The organism is Acidovorax sp. Leaf78, assembly GCF_001422735.1.
Lineage (GTDB): Bacteria > Pseudomonadota > Gammaproteobacteria > Burkholderiales > Burkholderiaceae_C > Acidovorax.
Window position 1 is genome coordinate 545,182 of the sequence record NZ_LMLZ01000001.1, and the last position, 15,999, is coordinate 561,180.

The window sequence follows — 15,999 nt, forward strand, 5'->3', positions numbered from 1 at the left end:
TGGGTCAGGGGGTGAAGGATCGGCGGCTCAATGGGCCGGCACTGTGGTTATCGGGGTGGCGTTATCGACAGGCGTCGGTGGTTCGTCGAATCGCGCCAGAGAAAACGCGTCGATCGGTGTGCTGGTGTGCCCGTCGCGCGCCAGTTCGGCCAGCACTTCGCCCACGGCAGGGCCGATCTGAAAACCCGCGCCCGCAAAGCCGAAGCCGTGGATCAGGCCGGGCTTGGTGCGGCTCTTGCACAGCACGGGCTGGCGGTCGGGCAGGTAGCCTTCGGTACCGCTCCAGGTGCGGATGAAGTGCGCGTGCTTCAGGGCAGGCAGCAACTCGACCGCCTGCACGGTGAGCGACGCGATGGCGCTGCGCTCCGAGCGTGCGCGGTCGCCGTCGAGCCAGAAGCCCGACCCGCCGCCCAGCACCAGGTTGCCCCGCGCCACCTGGCGGCAGTAGATGCCACCGCCTTCCACGCCCAGGCTCCACTGCATGAAATAGGGAAGGGGCTCGGTGACCATCATCGCGGGGTGGCCGGAGCGCAGCGGCACCGGCTCGCCGAACTGCTCGGCCATGGCGCCGGCCCAGGCGCCCGCGCAGTTGAGCACCACCGGCGCCTGCACCTGCAAAGCCTGGCCAGAATGCAGCGTGAACAACTGCCGGCCATCGTGTTCGATGTGTGTGAGGGGCGATCGCTCGAAGATCTGCGCACCGGCACGCTGTGCAGCCAGCGCGAACGCGGGCGACACCAGGCGCGGGTTGGCCTGCCCGTCGTCCACGCACAGCGACCCTCCCACCGCCTTGCCGCCCAGCCACGGGCACTGTGCCCGCAGGCGCTCGCCGCTGATCAACTGGATGCCCAGGTCGAAGTCCCGGCTCAAGTCGGCGTAGTGCTCCAGCGAGGCCATGTCGACGTCGCTGCGCGCGATCTTGAAATGTCCGGTGCGCGCATATTCGCCATCGGTGCCGATGAGCTCGGGCAGGCGTGCCCAGATCTCGTGGGCGCGCTGGGCCAGTGGCAACTGGCTCAACGGGCGCCCTTGGCGGCGCACCCCGCCGTAGTTCACGCCGCTCGAGCGCGAGCCGCACAGGTCGCGCTCGAGCAGCACCACGTCTAAGCCCTGGCGGCGCAGGGCCAGCGCGGCTGACGCGCCCACGATGCCGCCGCCCACGATGGCGACGTCGGTTTTAATGGTGCGAGGCGTGCTGCTGCTCATGCGCTGGCTCCCGCGTCGGTGGCCTGCCGTGCCTGCAGGTGGATCGGTATCGGCTTGATCGGCGCCTGGCCGCGCAGCCGACCCACCCGCTCCACGGGTTGGCCGGTGGCCTGGGCCAGGATCTCGGCGGCTGCCACGCCGCAACTGCGGCCCTGGCAGCGGCCCATGCCCACGCGGGTGAGCGCCTTCAGGCGGTTCATCTCATCGGCGCCGGTCTCGCGCACGCAGGCGCGCAGCTCGCCGGCCGTGATGTTCTCGCAGCGGCACACCACCAGCGCGTCGGGCGCGTGCGCGGCCCAGTCGGTGGGGAAGGGAAACGCGCGCTCCAGCCCGTGGCGAAACCGCACCAGGCGATGGAGCTGTCCCTGCAGCGCCTGCATGCGCGCCGCATCCACGGCCGTCCCGTGGTCCTGCAGCAGTGCCAGCGCGGCCAGCTCGCCGGCCCACTCGGCCGCGTCGGCACCCAGGATGCCCGCGCCGTCGCCCGCCAGGTAAACGCCCTGCACGCTGCTGCGGCCTGCGGCATCGCGCTCGGGCAGGTGGGCGCGGTGCATCGGTGCCCAGGCAAAGCGGCAGCCCAGCAGGTCGGCCAGCTGTGTTTCGGAGCGCAGTGCGTAGCCAAAGCCCACGGCGTCGCAGTCCAGCGTGTGTTCGCGCCCGGCGCCATCGGCCCACACCACGCCCGCCACGCGGCCGTCGCCCAGCACGCGCACCGGGCGGATGCCGCTGTGGATGGGAACGCCGTGCGCGCGCAGCCAGCCCACGTAGTACACGCCTTTGGCAAACACCGCCGGCTGCGTGAGCATGGCGGGCACGGCGGCCAACTGGTCGGCCAAGCGCGCGGTGTCGAGCACCGCAGCCACCATGGCGCCAGCCTTGGCGTACTGGTAGGCCACCAGGTACAGCAGCGGGCCCGTGCCCATCAGCACCACCCGGCTGCCGATGGCACAGCCCTGGAACTTGAGCGCCACCTGCGCGCCGCCCAGCGTGTAGACCCCCGGCAGCGTCCAGCCCGGCAGGGGCAGCACGCGGTCGGTGGCGCCGCTGGCCACGATGAGCTGGCCGTAGGGCACGGTGCGCGTGGTCTGCGTGGGGCCGTGCAACACGTCCAGCAGGCCGCCCTGCGCGTTCCACACCAGGCTGTCGGGCTGGTAGTCGATCTGTGCGTGCAGGCCGTCCAGCGTGCCGTGCAGTGCGGTGGCACGCGCGGCCTCGGTGCCGTACAGCGTGGCGGGGGTGCGCTGGAAGTGCGCAGGCGGGCGGCGGTAGATCTGCCCGCCGCCGCGCGCGGCTTCGTCGATCAGCACCGGCCGCACGCCGTGGGCCGCCAGCGTCTGCGCGGCGCGGATGCCGGCCGGGCCTGCGCCCACGATCACGGGTTGCAAGGCAGGCGCCGTCGTCATGGCTGGCCCCCGCTAGCAAAGGTGGCCGCGTCGGCGGCTTCGGTGCGCAGCGCCATGCCGGGTGTGATGAAGGTGCTGCAGGCGCGCAGGCGCTCTCCGCTGTCGGTCGTCACCCAGCAGTCCTGGCAGGCACCCATCAGGCAAAAGCCCGCGCGCGGCTCGTGGCTGAACTCGTTGCGGCGCAGCTGTGCGCGCTGGGTGAGGATGGCCGTCAGCACGGTGTCGCCTTCCAGTGCCGTGGTGGGGCGCCCGTCCAGCGTGAAGGGAACGGCGCGGCGCGTGGTCTCTGCCACGCGGTGCAGCAAGGCGGTATTCACAGTCATCGCAGTCGCGCTCATCTACTTCCGTCCTACCAGCACGCGGTCCAGGCCATACACGCGGTCCAGCAGCACCATGGCAAAGGCGGTCACCGCCACCATCAGCGCCGACACGGCCGCCATCAGCGGGTCGATGGACTCGGTGGCATACATGTACATGCGCACCGGCAGCGTCACCGTGCTGGGCGAGGTGACGAAGATCGACATGGTCACTTCGTCAAAGCTGTTGATAAAGGCCAGCATCCACCCGCCCGTCACGCCCGGCAGAATCATCGGCAGCGTGATGCGCGTGAACACCTTGGCCTGGCTGGCGCCCAGCGACAGGGCTGCGTGCTCTGCGCTGCGGTCAAACCCCACCAGCGCCGCCACCACCAGACGCAGCGTGTACGGCGTGACGATGAGCGCGTGCGCCACCACCAGCCAGCCAAAGCTGCCCGTGCCGCCGATCAGCGCGAACAGGCGCAGCAGGGCCACACCCAGCACCAGGTGCGGGATGATCAGCGGCGACAAAAACAGCCCATTGAGAAAGCCGCGCCCGGGGAAGTCGTAGCGCGTGATGGCAATGCCCGCGGGCACTGCCAGCACTGTCGCCAGCGTGGCAGACGCCAGCGCCAGCCACAGGCTGTTCCAGAACGACTGCATGAAGTCCGGGTGGTCGAACACCGCCTTGAACCAGCGCAGCGAGAACTCGGTGGTGGGCAGCGTCAACGTGTTGTGCGGCGTGAAGGCGACGATGCACACCACCAGCAGCGGGGCCAGCATGAAGGCGATGACGAGCGCGTTGAACGCGAGGGCGATGGGGCCGTTTTTTTGCATCGCGTTCACCCGAGAGATTTTTTGTACCGACCTTCAACCAGACGGTTGTAGCTCAGCATCACCACCAGGTTGGCCACCAGCAAGGTCAGCGCAATGGCGGCGCCCAGCGGCCAGTTCAGCTCGTGCAGGTACTCGTCGTACACCACCGTGGCCACCATCTTCAGCCGCCGCCCGCCCAGCAGGCCGGGAATGGCGAACGAGCTGGCTGCCAGGCCGAACACGATCAGGCTGCCCGACAAGATGCCCGGCAGCACCTGCGGCAGCACGATGCGCCGCAAGGTGGTGAAGGGCGAGGCCTGCAGCGACAGCGCAGCGTTCTCCACGCCCGGGTCCAGCTTCTGCAGCGATGTCCACACGGGGATCACCATGAACGGCAGCATCACGTGCACCAGCGCCACCACCACGGCGATCTCGGTGTAGAGCATCTTCACCGGGCCGATGCCGACCAGGCCGAAGGCCGCGTTCACCAGCCCCTCGGGACCGAGCAGCATGCTCCAGCCAAAGGCCCGCACCACCACCGACACCAGCAAGGGCGCCAGCACCACCAGCAGCAGGATGGAGCGCCACGGGTTGCGCATGCGGCTGAGCACGTACGCCTCGGGTGCGCCAATCGCTACGCAGATCAGCGTGACCAGCCCGGCGATCCAGAACGTGCGCCAGAAGATCGCGTGGTAGTACGAATCGGCAAACACATGGCGGTAGTGCTCCAGCGTGAACTCGCCCGCCTTCACCCCCGTGGCCGGGTCGAACGCGTTGAACGACAGCACCGTCGTGAGCGCCAGCGGCACCAGCAGCAGCACGGTGAACAGCAGCAGCGCAGGGCCGGACAGCCACCAGGGCATGGCCTTCTTGCCCAGCAGCGGGTGGGGCGCTGCGGACAGGGTCGATGGGGCGGCTGTCATGGCGTGGCCTCGGCCTCGGCGCCAGCCACCGCGGATTCATCGGCGGGCAGCAGGCGCATGCAGTGGTCGGGCCAGTCCAGGCCGGTGCGGTCGCCTTCGTCCAGCGCGTTGCGGCCGTCGTTGGGCACCAGCACCATCACGTCGCCCAGGGGCGTGCCCACGCGGTACAGCCACTGGCTGCCCAGAAAGAAGCGTTCGCGCACTTCGCCGTCGATGCGGCCCTGCACTGCGGGCACCAACTGCAGCTTTTCAGGCCGCACGCTCAGCAGCACGGCCGCGCCGGGGCGAAACTGCGCGCCGTCCACCCGCACCTCGATGGGCCCGGCGCCCACATGGGTGTGGGTGCTGTTGGCCGATGTGACCTTGCCAGGCACCAGGTTGGCCTTGCCCACGAAGGTGGAGATGAAGCGGGTGCGCGGGTGCTCGTACACGCGGTGTGGGTGGTCGATCTGCGTGGCGCGGCCGGCCTCCATCACCACCACGCGGTCGCTGATGGACATGGCTTCGCTCTGGTCGTGCGTGACCATCACCGTGGTGGTGCCCACCTTGCGCTGGATCTGGCGCAGCTCGAACTGCATCTCCTCGCGCAGCTTGGCGTCGAGGTTGGACAGCGGCTCGTCGAGCAGCAGCACGGGCGGCTCGATGACCAGTGCGCGCGCCAGGGCCACGCGCTGGCGCTGGCCGCCCGACAGTTCGCGGGGGTAGCGCGTGGCGTGCGGCTCCAGGTGCACGAGGCCCAGGGCCTGGGCCACCCGGTCCTTGCGCTCGGCCTTGGGCACCTTGCGCATCTCCAGGCCAAAGCTCACGTTGTCGGCCACCGTCATGTGCGGAAAAAGCGCATAGCTCTGGAACACGATGCCCAGCCCGCGCGTGTTGGCCTTGGCGTGGGTGATGTCGCGCCCGTCCAGCTCGATGCGCCCGCTGCTCACCGCCTCGAAGCCCGCGACCATCTGCAAGGTGGTGGTCTTGCCGCAGCCCGAGGGGCCGAGCAGGGAGACGAATTCGCCTTTTTCCACCGTGAGGTTCATGGACTGCACCGCGCAGGTGCTGCCGTAGAACTTGGTCACGTCGGTAAGTTGGAGGAAGGACATGGGGGCCTTTCTTCGGGTTCCGGTTTCTTGCCAGGCGCGTGCTCTGACGGCGCGGCGCATGGATGTCTTTGTGCCGGGCGGCCTTTGCCAAACAAGGTGCCTTGGCACCGCTGCACCGCGGCGGTGCATGGGATCGTTCAGGATGGGGGTGCCCGGCGTTTTCAGTTCACTCTATTGCAACAACTGAACCAGATCGCACCGGGTATTCCACTAATCAGAATTTTTATTCAAATTATTCCGATCATTGGAATGTGATGGGTAAAATGGAACCCATCTATTCCGCAGGAACCACGCATGGAAGCAGCAACCGCAGGCACGGGCGGTGTCCCCCGGGTCTTTGCCCTCATCCGCGCCCTGGTGGCCGTGCAGGCCGAGGGCGGCCGGGTCACCCAATTGGCGCGTGCTATCGGTCTCACGCAGGGCACGACGCACCGTTTGCTGCAATCGCTGGTGGCCGAAGGCATGGTCGAGCAGGACGAGCGCAGCAAGCTCTACCGGCTGAGCATGGACTTCTTCGCCCTGGCTGCGCGCGCCGGCAACCCGGGCGACCTGCGCAGCCTGTGCCGCCCGGCATTGCTGCGGCTGTGCGGCAGCCTGGGCGACAGCATCTTTTTGCTGGCGCGCAGCGGCTTCGACGCCATCTGCCTGGACCGCAGCGAGGGGCCCTTCCCGATCCGATCGTTCACCGGCGACATCGGTGGCCGCGTGGCGCTGGGGGTGGGGCAGGGCGCGCTGGCCATCCTGGCGTTCCTGCCCGAGGCCGAGCGCGAAGAGGTCATCCGCTTCAACCTGTCCCGCGTGCGCGAGTACGGCGTGTACGACGAGGTGTATTTGCGTACCGAGATCGAGCGCGTGCGCCAGCAGGGCTACGCAGGTCGCAACACCGGCCTGCTCGAAGGCATGGCCGGTGTGGCCGTGCCCATCTGCGACCGCGAAGGCCGCGCCGTGGCGGCGCTGAGCGTGGGCACCATCGCCGACCGCCTGAACGCCGACCGCATGCCCACCGTGGTGGAACTGCTCAAGCGCGAGGCGGCCGCGATCGGGCCGAAGATCAATCCGTTCGATGCGACGCTGAGAAGGCCTGCGCAGAGCCTGGCGGGCTCGCCGCCCGAGCAGCGGTTTATGCCTGGCGCAGACCCGGCCTTGCTGCCGGGGCGTCCCGACTGACGAGCAACCGCGCGCATCCTGGCCTGCCGCTGTGCGATGCGCGCCCTGGCCTGCCACACACCACAACGCAGATGCACACACACCCTACATCCTCATCGCTGCCACCGCTGCCCGAGCCATCGCCGGTGTGCGACGCCCTGGCCACCGCGCTGATGGACGACCCGTTCTACCAGGCCGTCACCGTCGACAGCGCACACGACCCCGCACTGCGCCACCGCGTGCTGGCGCAATACTTTGCGCTGGCCATGGACGAGGCCAATGCGGTGGGCGAGGTGATGGTGTCGGGTGATGACGGCGCAGCGCTGTGGGCCACCAGCCGGGCCACCGCCAGCGAGAAGGCGGTGCACAGTGCGCGGCGCACCGAGGGCCTGGCCCGGTGCCTCGGCCCCATGGGTTTTGACAACTACCAGCGCATCGGTGCCGCGATGGAGGCGCAGGTGCCTGACCCGCTGCACGCTGCGTGGTACCTGTCGATCCTGGGGGTGCGCCCCGCAGCGCGGGGCCGCGGCGTGGCGCAGCGCTTGGTTGCGCAAACCTTGGCCCGCGCAGATGGGGCAGGCGCCACCTGTTATCTGGAGACCTTCAACGCGCTCAGCCTGGCGTTCTATCGACGCCTGGGCTTCGTGCGCGAGGTGCCCTGTGTGGAGCCTGTCTCGGGCCGTGCCTACTGGCTCATGGTGCGCGAGGCCAGGCCGCCGCGCGACTGATGGCACCGGGGGTGGGCGCCGTGAGACGCCGCAGCGTGGTGCCACGTCTTCCCACCCTCTGCGCACCTGCCCCCTGCAATAGCCTGTACCGGCCTGTACCGGCCTGAATCGACGCTGGCAATGGGGTGATCCGCCCGTTCATTCCGTGATTGATGCCGCGGTTTGTCCATAGTATGGTGGGCCTACAAGAGAAAAAGTCATGCAGCAGGAGTAGCCTCGTGCGAGGTCCTGCCGGTCTGGCAGGGGAGCGCGCGGACGAAGTCCGGCATGTGAGAGGGAAGCAAAAAGATGAAGCGTGATGTGCGCCTGGCGGCGCTGTTGTTGATCGCCGTGTACCTGTCGGTCGCCTCCACCACGGCGTGGCAGATCTGGTCCGCGCGGGATCACTCGCTGGCAGAAACCGACACCCAGAACCTGAACCTGGCCCAGACGCTCAACACCTACACCGAAGGCGTCATCACCCAGAGCGCCATGCTGCTGCTGGACTTCAGCGAGCGGCTGGAGGCCGAGGGCGCCGGGCCGGACCACCTGCAGCGCCTGCAGCGGCTGATCGACCGGCAGGAGCCCCTGCTCAACCAGCTCAACAGCCTGGTCATCTATGACGACTCTGGCCGCTGGCTGATGACGTCCACCGGCAAGGTGCCCGCGCAGGTCAGCGGCCTGGACAGGGCATTCTTTGCGCACCACCGTGGCAACCCGTCGCCCGAGCCCTTCATCGGCCCGCCCATCCAGAGCCGCTCCACCGGGGACTGGGTCATCACCGTGAGCCGCCGGTTCGACGGCCCAAACGGGCGCTTTGCGGGCGTGGTGGTGATCAGCCTGGGCATCAAGAGTTTTCTGGAGCAGTTCGGCAAGGTCGATGTCGGCACGGAGGGCGCCATCGGCCTCACCACCACCGGCGGCCAGATGCTGGTGCGCTACCCCTACCGTGAGCAGGACATGGGCCGTGACTTCTCCAAGTCTGCCAACTTCCAGCGCTTCTATTCGGGTGCAACCGCCGGCACTGCGTCGTTCAAATCCGGCATCGACGGCATACACCGGCTGTACGCTTATCGCAAGAGCGACCGCTATCCCCTGACCACCACGGTGGCCGTGGGCAAGGACGAAGCCCTGGAGGGCTGGTGGCGCCAGGCGCTGCTGACGGCGGGCGTGGTGGGTGCGTTGCTGGTGGGCATCACGGTCATCGGGTGGCACCTGCTGATCGACATCCGCCGCCGCACCCGCGCCGAGGCATCGCTGGTCGCCGCCCGGGAAGACCTGCTGCAGGTGAACCAGAAGCTCGAAGCCCTGGCCGCGCAAGACCAGTTGACGGGCCTGGCCAACCGCCGGTGTTTCGACGACACCCTGCACACCGAATGCCGGCGCGCCAGCCGCGAAGGCAAGCCGCTGTCGCTGCTGCTCATCGACGTGGACCACTTCAAGGGATTCAACGACACCTACGGCCATGTGGAGGGTGATGCCTGCCTGCAGGCCGTGGCCCGGTGCCTGGTGCAGCATGCCCAGCGCCCGGGGGACCTGGTGGCGCGTTATGGGGGCGAGGAGCTGGCGATCATCCTGCCCAACACCGACCTGGACGGGGCGCTGGTGGTGGCCGAGGTGGTGCGCAGGCAGGTCGAGGCGCTGGCGGTGCCACATACCGGCAGCGCGTTCGGCTGCGTCACGGTGAGTGTCGGGGCCGCGACGATGGCGGGGCCCTATGCGGAGGGCTGCGAGCGTCAACTCATCGAAACGGCAGACGGCGGCCTGTACCGTGCCAAGACGGCGGGGCGCAACCGGGCTGCGGTTTGACCTGCCCGTAGCGGCCACGGGCGGAGCAGGTGTCCTTGGGCGACACCCGCAGGTCACAACGATGGTGCAGTTCAAAAGCGAAAAGCGAAAGGCGAAAGGCAATCGGCTGGTTCGGTAATGCCGAATACCCAGTTCGGTTCAAGCTGGTGTGTCTTGCCGCCTGCCGTCCCCATACTCGGCACTTGCCGTTTTGAAAGGACGCATTCGATGTTTTACGCAATCAGCTGGTTTCTGTCGTTCATGCTGCTGGCCCTGTGGTCTGTGGTCTGCTGGGGCGTGCATGCGGTGACGCTGTGGGCCGTGTCCAGCGCTGGGGTGCTGTCGGCGGGGACGTCGGCGATGAACGCCGTCTTGCTGCCCGAGTGGATCCGGGCGTGGATGCCGCCGCAGCTGGCACGGGAGCTGGAGTCCGTGATCGCCTCGGCGGGCCCGGTGGTCCAGGGCGCCCTGGAAGCCGTTCCAGCGCTGTCCGGCACGGTGTCGGTTTTGGCATGGGCCCTGTGGGGCCTGGGGGCCGCCGTATTGTTGGCGCTGGCCATCGGTGCCCACGTGTTGATCGCGCTGTGGAAGCGCGGCAGCGCCGGGCCGCGCGCAACCGCTGTGCCCGTTCGCTGACGGATGCTTGAAGATGGCCGCTGCGCCTGGCCTGCATTGCAGGACGGCGCAGCGGCCTTTTTGCGTCTGGTACTACTGCAGCGCGGTGTGCAGATCGCACTCGGTGTTGCGCACCCCCAGCGGCAGCACGCACAGGGCCACGCCATCGAGCGTGAGCACCAGGCCCAGCTGGCCGCCCACCTGCACCACCCCGCAGGACGTGGTTGGCATGCTGGTGGTGGCTGGACGGGTGATGGCCGAAGACGCGCTGATGGGGGGCTGGCGCAGCATGGCCCACAGGGTTTGCGGGTCGCGCCATTGCAGGGACTGCAGGTACGCCCGCAGGACGGCAGGGTCGTGGCCCTCGCTGTCGCCCTGCACCGGGGTGTGCTCGCCACGACCTGCTGCCTGCCGCAGCTTGTGCAGTGCCCGGCGGATGTGCTGCCGGCTGGCAGCTTCGGTGCGACCGCTCGCCGATGCGATCTCGGCATGGCTGACCTCGAACACTTCGTACAGCAGCACGGCAGCGCCCTCGGCGGGGCTCAGGCACGCCGCCAGCTGGCGCAAGGCGTGGGCCACCTCTTCGGCCAGCGCCGCATCGCTCTCGGCCGACGGCGCCGCGGCGTGCGCCTGTGGCGTGGCCAGCCACTGCTGCATCCAATCGCGTCTGCGCAGCCGGTCGATGGCCAGGTGGCGCACCACGGTCAGCAGCCAGGCCTGGGCGGTATTGAGCGCGCGCGTGTCGGCCTCCAGCGCGCGGATGTAGGCGTCCTGCACCGCATCCTCCGCCTCTGCCGGGCCCAGCAGCCGCGTGGCGGCCCGCACCAGGCGGCTGCGGTCGGTGTCGATCAGGGCCATCCGGTATTCGTCGTGCATCGGCAAATCTTGCCACAGGCCTGCTGGGCGCGCGGATGTCACGAAACCGGCGCGCCGTTCGTCAAGGCAGTTCCACTACGAGGATTCACCGTGAACAGCCCAGACACCCCCGCACCGTCCAGCGCCACCGAGCCGCGCACCTCCTACCTGGAGGAGAAAGCCTTCAAGGCCCGCACCCTGCTGATCTTCGGCACCGTGACCGATGTGATCGCGGCCGATGTGACGCGCCGCCTGATCGCGCTGGACGCCGAGAGCGCCGACCCCATCGACGTGCTGGTCAGCTCGCCAGGCGGGCACCTGGAGTCTGGCGATGCCATCCACGACATCGTGCGCTTCATCGGTGCCCCGGTGAACATGATCGGCACCGGCTGGGTGGGCAGTGCCGCCACGCACCTGTACCTGTCCGTGCCCCGCGAGCGGCGCTACTGCCTGCCCAACACGCGCTTCCTGATCCACCAGCCCAGTGGCGGTGCGGGCGGGCCGGCCAGCGACATCGCCATCCAGGCCCGCGAGATCGTCAAGGCCCGGGAGCGCATCGCACGCACCATCGCGCGCGAAACCGGCAAGCCGCTGGCCGTGGTGCTGGAAGACATCGAGCGCGACCGCTGGTTGTCGGCCGAGGAGGCGGTCGAGTACGGACTGGTTTCGAGGGTCATCGAGCGCAAGATTGAACTCAGGGCCACTTAAAGTTGCGCGTGTTGGTCAAAAAAGGTGGCGCGCTACACGGGCTCTAAGGTCGTCAGCACCACTATTGCATCGCGGTGTTGGGGGGCTATTGTTGAGACCCTTCGCTTTCAATGCTGAGTTAGCAGCGGAGCATCATTCATATTCCTTTTGGTCAATTCCGCTTTCAGTATTGGTTAGCGTCCAGCGGCAACGCACAACACCGTGCCTCGCGCCCGCGACGGTTGGCTCGACATTACCGCGATGATTGGCGATTCGATAAATAACAAAATTTCATATTCTGTTCGATAAAGGCATATCCGATTTAAAGGCTGTGCGAGCACGAGCTCCCATGATAATTTAATGCACAGTGCGTGGATTTGGCGGGCAGATCCACGCCCCCAGGCTCAGCACGAGCCAATGGCGGTATTAAAATTCGTGAGGAATTCAAGTTGGTAGTTCAGAAAAAGACTGTTGAGCAGGTCGCGCAGAAAGCAAGTATCTGTCTAAAAAATAGAGAGAATGTACCGACCGCTCCGCTTTGGCATCTGGGGAAGGCTAAAGTCTTCGGTGTGACAGAGAGTTTTGATTTGGTGCAAAGTACAATTGACTATCTTGCCTGTAAAGCCAAAATAAACTCCAGTTTTACAGAGGATGAAAAAGAATTCTTAGTCAATATTTATGAGGCTTTTTGGTGGGGTGGTAAGTATCTGGGTTTTTCTGAGGCGGCGCTGCTCGCCAATCATTATGTTCATGGCGGCGGGCATGAGGTTATACTGAATCCATTTGTCTATCGGTATTCTGTTATTGTTCAAGATGCAATTGTTGCTTTGAAGAAATATATTTCAAATAGACAAAATACCAATAAATTTTTTGCGATTGCTAAAACGTCTGACGTGGAATTTCAACGTTCCAAATTTGCGGATCCTCTCCGCTCGCAAAATCGGCATAAACCCACTCAAGGAAACATGGTCACAAATGATGGTACTTTGAAGGCTGAAGAAATCAATGTTCGCTTGAAATATACTGACAACCGTTTTTACTTGATGGCGGCGACTTCGTATCAAAGGAATTTATTCTTCACTCGTTGGAGTGTCAGCAGTCTATATGATTTTGTTGATTATGCCGATGAGCAGGATGATAAAAATATCACCGAAATACCTCTGAATGGTCGGAAATTGCGATTGCCAGATGGGTTGTCTAACCATATGGAAAAGATAGGGATTGCAAAGAAATTTTGGTACCGTGTTGAGTGGCATGAGCATTGGAGGGTGGGGTAATGCGTTTAATGTTGAAATTATTATTTTTTTTACCTTTGTTGGTGATCTTGTTGGTAAGTTTCGTTGCTTGGAAATCAAGGTCTGGGCATGAATGCTTCGTATTTGCGGATTCTTATGTCGAAATTGCTCAGTTAAATATCGATGGCCGCAAGCACTATCTATATTCGATGGTCTCAGGATTTCAGGACAAGTCGAGGGGCGTGGCAATTTCAAATGACGTTATTCCTGAAATAATGTGCGATTACTCAAGCACTGGTCGTCGAATCAATTTGACAGATATCGAGGAAGGCCAGGCCATAAAAAAACTGGTCATCAGGCGAGTGGCCCCCTCTGACTTTCGGCTCGACGTCATTTATGGAGGACCGGCGCGAGCCAGTCAATTTCCTGGGATGTCTGGTGTCATCATTGAGATAGATGGCAAGCCAATCCATCGAATATCACAGCAGCCGCGGTAAACACCCGTCTATTGCGCCCGCCCCGCGCATTCCCCCACCACCCAGTCCCTGAATGCCTTCACCAGCGGCGTCTGCGCCCGCGCCTCCGGGTAGACCAGGTAGTACGCATCGGTGCTGGTCAGCACCTGGTCCGACAGTTCCACCAGGCTGCCGGCTGCCAGCTCCTGCGCGATCAGAAACCGCGGCAGCAGCGCCGCGCCCAGGTGGGAGACGGCGGCCTGGGCGATCATGGCGAAATGCTCGGACTGCGGCCCGCGCAGCGCCAGCGCGGCCGGGGCGCCCACCAGGTCGAACCATTCGGCCCACTGCGTAGGGCGGGTGCTTTGCTGCAGCAGCACCACGCGGGTCAGGTCCTGCGGGGTGTGAATGCCGTGGCGGTCGCGGTAGGTGGGGCTGCACACGGGCACAGTCTCTTCGTGCATCAGGTATTCGCACACGGCGCCAGCCCAGTGCGGGGCACCGAAGTGGATGGCCGCGTCGAATGGCGTGCCCGCAAAGTCGAAAGGCTCGGTGCGGGCCGAGAAGTTGACCATGGCCTCGGGGTGCAGCGCCATGAAGCCCGCCAGCCGCGGGATGAGCCAGCGGGTGGCCAGGGTGGGCAGCACCGCCAGGTTGAGCAGGCCGTCGGTGCTGGCAAAGGCCATGGCCTTCTGGGTGCTGGCCGACAGCTGCTGCAGCACGGCCTGCACGTCGGCGGCGTAGACGCGGCCGGCGTCGGTCAGCACCACGCGCTGGCGCACGCGGTGAAAGAGGGCGGTGCCCAGTTGCTCCTCCAATTGGCGGATCTGGCGCGACACGGCGCTTTGGGTGAGGTGCAGCTCCTCGGCGGCGCGCGACACGCTCTGGTGGCGGGCCGCGGCTTCGAAGGCCAGCAGATCGGCGGTGGAGGGTAGGAAGGAGCGGCGCAGCATGGTCATGCGTAGGGGGAATGATGAGCGTCGGCAGGGCGTGGGCTGGCCGCACTGCTGGCGCTGGCTGGTTGTGCGGCGGTGGTCCCGGTATTTTCGGGTACTTCATTCTCGAATGTGATCAAGTAGTTCCGTTTTTTTGCTATCCAGCACTGCGGTATTGGCGGATATTGGCGGGCATCGGCGCACCTGCGGCATCTTGCGGGCTGCGCCTGTTCATCTTTTTTGTCCTTGTCGTTCCGATCTTTGCGAGCCGCCATGTCCGCCACACCTGCTGCCACCTCCCTTGTGCCCGAAGTCGATCAACTGCTGCAGCGCCTGGGCGTGCCACGTGCGGCCTACAGCGGCGGCAGCCTGCAGGTGCGCTCGCCCATCACGGGCGAGGCCATCGGTGCTGTGCCAGAGGCCTCGCCGGCCCACGCCACGGCCGCCATCGGCCGCGCGCACGCCGCGTTCCAGGTGTGGCGCGATGTGCCAGCGCCCCGCCGCGGCGAGCTGGTGCGCCTGCTGGGCGAAGAGCTGCGCGCCGCCAAGGCGGACCTGGGCCTGCTCGTGACCATCGAGGCCGGCAAGATCCCATCCGAGGGCCTGGGCGAGGTGCAGGAGATGATCGACATCTGCGACTTTGCGGTGGGCCTGTCGCGCCAGCTGTACGGCCTCACGATTGCCACCGAGCGCCCGGGCCATCGCATGATGGAAACCTGGCACCCGCTGGGCGTGTGCGGCGTGATCTCGGCCTTCAACTTCCCGGTGGCGGTCTGGTCCTGGAACGCCGCGCTGGCGCTGGTGTGTGGCGATTCGGTGGTGTGGAAGCCATCTGAAAAGACCCCCCTCACGGCCCTGGCCACCCACGCCATTGCCCAACGCGCGGTGGCCCGCTTCAACGCAGCCGGTGGCGGCGCACCCGAAGGCCTGCTGGAGCTGCTCATCGGCCAGCGCGACATCGGCGAAGAGCTGGTGGACGATGCCCGCGTGCCGGTGCTGTCGGCCACGGGCTCCACTGCCATGGGCCGTGCGGTCGGGCCGCGCCTGGCGGCGCGCTTTGCACGCGGCATTCTGGAGCTGGGCGGCAACAACGCGGCCATCGTGGCACCCACGGCTGACCTGGACCTGGCCCTGCGCGGCATTGCGTTCGCTGCCATGGGCACGGCGGGCCAGCGCTGCACCACGCTGCGCCGGCTGTTCGTGCACGAGAGCATCTATGACCAACTGGTGCCCCAGCTGGCCAAGGTGTACGCCAACGTGCAGGTGGGCGACCCCCGCGCGGCCGGCACCTTGGTGGGCCCGCTGATCGACCGCCAAGCGTTCGACGGCATGCAAAAAGCCCTGGAGCACAGCCGCGCACTGGGCGCCACGGTGCACGGCGGTGGCCGTGTGGAAGGCATCGGCGGTGCCGACGCGCACTACGTGCGCCCCGCGCTGGTGGAGCTGAAGGCGCACGAAGGCCCAGCCCTGCACGAGACCTTTGCGCCCATCCTGTACGTGGTGCGATACAGCACGCTGGACGAGGCGATTGCGATGAACAACGCAGTAGGCGCGGGCCTGTCGTCGTCGATCTTCACGCTCAATGTGCGCGAGGCCGAGCAGTTCATGTCGGCCGCGGGTTCGGACTGCGGCATCGCCAACGTGAACATCGGGCCCAGCGGTGCCGAGATCGGTGGCGCGTTCGGCGGCGAGAAGGAAACCGGTGGCGGGCGCGAGGCCGGGTCCGACAGCTGGAAGGCCTATATGCGCCGCGCGACCAACACCATCAACTACTCGACCGCACTGCCGCTGGCGCAGGGCGTGACGTTCGATGTGTGACCTTGAGTCACCCCTGAGTCGCC

Annotated in this window: 16 protein-coding genes; 8 read left to right on the forward strand and 8 right to left on the reverse strand. The window is 66.2% G+C overall.

Annotated features, from left to right (window positions below):
- Positions 1 to 27: 27 nt before the first annotated feature.
- From ASF16_RS02385 to ASF16_RS02410, 6 genes are read right to left on the reverse strand one after another with little or no spacing between them, the layout of a single operon-like run.
- Entirely contained in the window at positions 28 to 1,206 is a 1,179-nt protein-coding gene (locus tag ASF16_RS02385) for an FAD-binding oxidoreductase (protein WP_056162033.1), read from the reverse strand.
- The gene (locus ASF16_RS02390; protein WP_056162035.1) at positions 1,203 to 2,609 is read right to left on the reverse strand and encodes an NAD(P)/FAD-dependent oxidoreductase; all 1,407 of its coding nucleotides are present in this window, start codon (positions 2,607 to 2,609) and stop codon (positions 1,203 to 1,205) included. Before ASF16_RS02390 ends, ASF16_RS02385 begins: the two co-directional genes overlap by 4 nt.
- Entirely contained in the window at positions 2,606 to 2,932 is a 327-nt protein-coding gene (locus ASF16_RS02395) for a (2Fe-2S)-binding protein (RefSeq protein WP_156370855.1), read from the reverse strand. The genes ASF16_RS02390 and ASF16_RS02395 overlap by 4 nt, the downstream gene beginning before the upstream one ends.
- Positions 2,933 to 2,947: 15 nt before the next feature.
- Positions 2,948 to 3,742: an ABC transporter permease gene (locus ASF16_RS02400; RefSeq protein WP_056162039.1), complete on the reverse strand. Its 795-nt coding sequence runs from the start codon at positions 3,740 to 3,742 to the stop codon at positions 2,948 to 2,950.
- A gap of 5 nt (positions 3,743 to 3,747) precedes the next feature.
- A complete protein-coding gene (locus tag ASF16_RS02405) occupies positions 3,748 to 4,644 on the reverse strand; it encodes an ABC transporter permease (RefSeq protein WP_056162041.1) in 897 nt (298 codons plus the stop codon).
- Positions 4,641 to 5,735, reverse strand: a complete 1,095-nt coding sequence (locus ASF16_RS02410; protein WP_056162044.1) for an ABC transporter ATP-binding protein — start codon at positions 5,733 to 5,735, stop codon at positions 4,641 to 4,643. The genes ASF16_RS02405 and ASF16_RS02410 overlap by 4 nt, the downstream gene beginning before the upstream one ends.
- 294 nt (positions 5,736 to 6,029) lie before the next feature.
- Here ASF16_RS02410 and ASF16_RS02415 point away from each other — a divergent pair, with 294 nt between their 5' ends.
- The 4 genes from ASF16_RS02415 (at position 6,030) to ASF16_RS02430 (ending at position 10,012) form a co-directional block, all read left to right on the forward strand.
- Positions 6,030 to 6,902, forward strand: coding sequence for an IclR family transcriptional regulator (locus tag ASF16_RS02415; protein WP_056162046.1), 873 nt, complete (start codon positions 6,030 to 6,032; stop codon positions 6,900 to 6,902).
- Positions 6,903 to 6,973: 71 nt separating this feature from the next.
- Positions 6,974 to 7,609, forward strand: coding sequence for an N-acetyltransferase (locus ASF16_RS02420; protein WP_082516694.1), 636 nt, complete (start codon positions 6,974 to 6,976; stop codon positions 7,607 to 7,609).
- 288 nt (positions 7,610 to 7,897) lie between these two features.
- Positions 7,898 to 9,397 carry a GGDEF domain-containing protein gene (locus ASF16_RS02425; RefSeq protein WP_056162048.1) on the forward strand — a complete coding sequence of 500 codons (1,500 nt, stop codon included), beginning with the start codon at positions 7,898 to 7,900 and terminating at the stop codon, positions 9,395 to 9,397.
- Positions 9,398 to 9,604: 207 nt separating this feature from the next.
- Positions 9,605 to 10,012 (forward strand): hypothetical protein, encoded by a 408-nt coding sequence (locus tag ASF16_RS02430; RefSeq protein ID WP_056162051.1) that lies wholly within the window; start codon positions 9,605 to 9,607, stop codon positions 10,010 to 10,012.
- Between the two features lie 72 nt (positions 10,013 to 10,084).
- Here ASF16_RS02430 and ASF16_RS02435 read toward each other — a convergent pair whose 3' ends face one another.
- Positions 10,085 to 10,867 carry a sigma-70 family RNA polymerase sigma factor gene (locus ASF16_RS02435; RefSeq protein ID WP_056162052.1) on the reverse strand — a complete coding sequence of 261 codons (783 nt, stop codon included), beginning with the start codon at positions 10,865 to 10,867 and terminating at the stop codon, positions 10,085 to 10,087.
- 90 nt (positions 10,868 to 10,957) lie between these two features.
- Between ASF16_RS02435 and ASF16_RS02440 the strand changes: the two genes are divergently transcribed.
- From ASF16_RS02440 to ASF16_RS25825, 3 genes are all read left to right on the forward strand, one after another.
- On the forward strand, positions 10,958 to 11,554 hold the full coding sequence (locus ASF16_RS02440) for an ATP-dependent Clp protease proteolytic subunit (protein WP_056162054.1): 597 nt from the start codon (positions 10,958 to 10,960) through the stop codon (positions 11,552 to 11,554).
- Positions 11,555 to 11,904: 350 nt separating this feature from the next.
- The gene (locus ASF16_RS25820; RefSeq protein ID WP_156371849.1) at positions 11,905 to 12,810 is read left to right on the forward strand and encodes a hypothetical protein; all 906 of its coding nucleotides are present in this window, start codon (positions 11,905 to 11,907) and stop codon (positions 12,808 to 12,810) included.
- The gene (locus ASF16_RS25825; protein WP_156371851.1) at positions 12,810 to 13,265 is read left to right on the forward strand and encodes a hypothetical protein; all 456 of its coding nucleotides are present in this window, start codon (positions 12,810 to 12,812) and stop codon (positions 13,263 to 13,265) included. Before ASF16_RS25820 ends, ASF16_RS25825 begins: the two co-directional genes overlap by 1 nt.
- An 8-nt stretch (positions 13,266 to 13,273) precedes the next feature.
- Here ASF16_RS25825 and ASF16_RS02445 read toward each other — a convergent pair whose 3' ends face one another.
- A complete protein-coding gene (locus tag ASF16_RS02445) occupies positions 13,274 to 14,176 on the reverse strand; it encodes a LysR family transcriptional regulator (RefSeq protein WP_056162609.1) in 903 nt (300 codons plus the stop codon).
- Between the two features lie 255 nt (positions 14,177 to 14,431).
- On the opposite strand from ASF16_RS02445, the gene ASF16_RS02450 reads away from it, so the two are divergent.
- Positions 14,432 to 15,976, forward strand: coding sequence for an aldehyde dehydrogenase family protein (locus ASF16_RS02450; RefSeq protein ID WP_056162056.1), 1,545 nt, complete (start codon positions 14,432 to 14,434; stop codon positions 15,974 to 15,976).
- Positions 15,977 to 15,999: the final 23 nt, after the last annotated feature.

Bases quoted from the DNA above. Each gene is read 5' to 3' on its own strand.
- ASF16_RS02435 (WP_056162052.1), bottom strand. From the start codon at position 10,867: ATGCACGACGAATACCGGATGGCCCTGATCGACACCGACCGCAGCCGC.
- ASF16_RS02390 (WP_056162035.1), bottom strand. From the start codon at position 2,609: ATGACGACGGCGCCTGCCTTGCAACCCGTGATCGTGGGCGCAGGCCCG.
- ASF16_RS02395 (WP_156370855.1), bottom strand. From the start codon at position 2,932: ATGACTGTGAATACCGCCTTGCTGCACCGCGTGGCAGAGACCACGCGC.
- ASF16_RS02410 (WP_056162044.1), bottom strand. From the start codon at position 5,735: ATGTCCTTCCTCCAACTTACCGACGTGACCAAGTTCTACGGCAGCACC.
- ASF16_RS02430 (WP_056162051.1), top strand. From the start codon at position 9,605: ATGTTTTACGCAATCAGCTGGTTTCTGTCGTTCATGCTGCTGGCCCTG.
- ASF16_RS02420 (WP_082516694.1), top strand. From the start codon at position 6,974: ATGCACACACACCCTACATCCTCATCGCTGCCACCGCTGCCCGAGCCA.
- ASF16_RS25825 (WP_156371851.1), top strand. From the start codon at position 12,810: ATGCGTTTAATGTTGAAATTATTATTTTTTTTACCTTTGTTGGTGATC.
- ASF16_RS02450 (WP_056162056.1), top strand. From the start codon at position 14,432: ATGTCCGCCACACCTGCTGCCACCTCCCTTGTGCCCGAAGTCGATCAA.
- ASF16_RS02415 (WP_056162046.1), top strand. From the start codon at position 6,030: ATGGAAGCAGCAACCGCAGGCACGGGCGGTGTCCCCCGGGTCTTTGCC.
- ASF16_RS02445 (WP_056162609.1), bottom strand. From the start codon at position 14,176: ATGCTGCGCCGCTCCTTCCTACCCTCCACCGCCGATCTGCTGGCCTTC.
- ASF16_RS02405 (WP_056162041.1), bottom strand. From the start codon at position 4,644: ATGACAGCCGCCCCATCGACCCTGTCCGCAGCGCCCCACCCGCTGCTG.
- ASF16_RS02425 (WP_056162048.1), top strand. From the start codon at position 7,898: ATGAAGCGTGATGTGCGCCTGGCGGCGCTGTTGTTGATCGCCGTGTAC.
- ASF16_RS02385 (WP_056162033.1), bottom strand. From the start codon at position 1,206: ATGAGCAGCAGCACGCCTCGCACCATTAAAACCGACGTCGCCATCGTG.
- ASF16_RS02400 (WP_056162039.1), bottom strand. From the start codon at position 3,742: ATGCAAAAAAACGGCCCCATCGCCCTCGCGTTCAACGCGCTCGTCATC.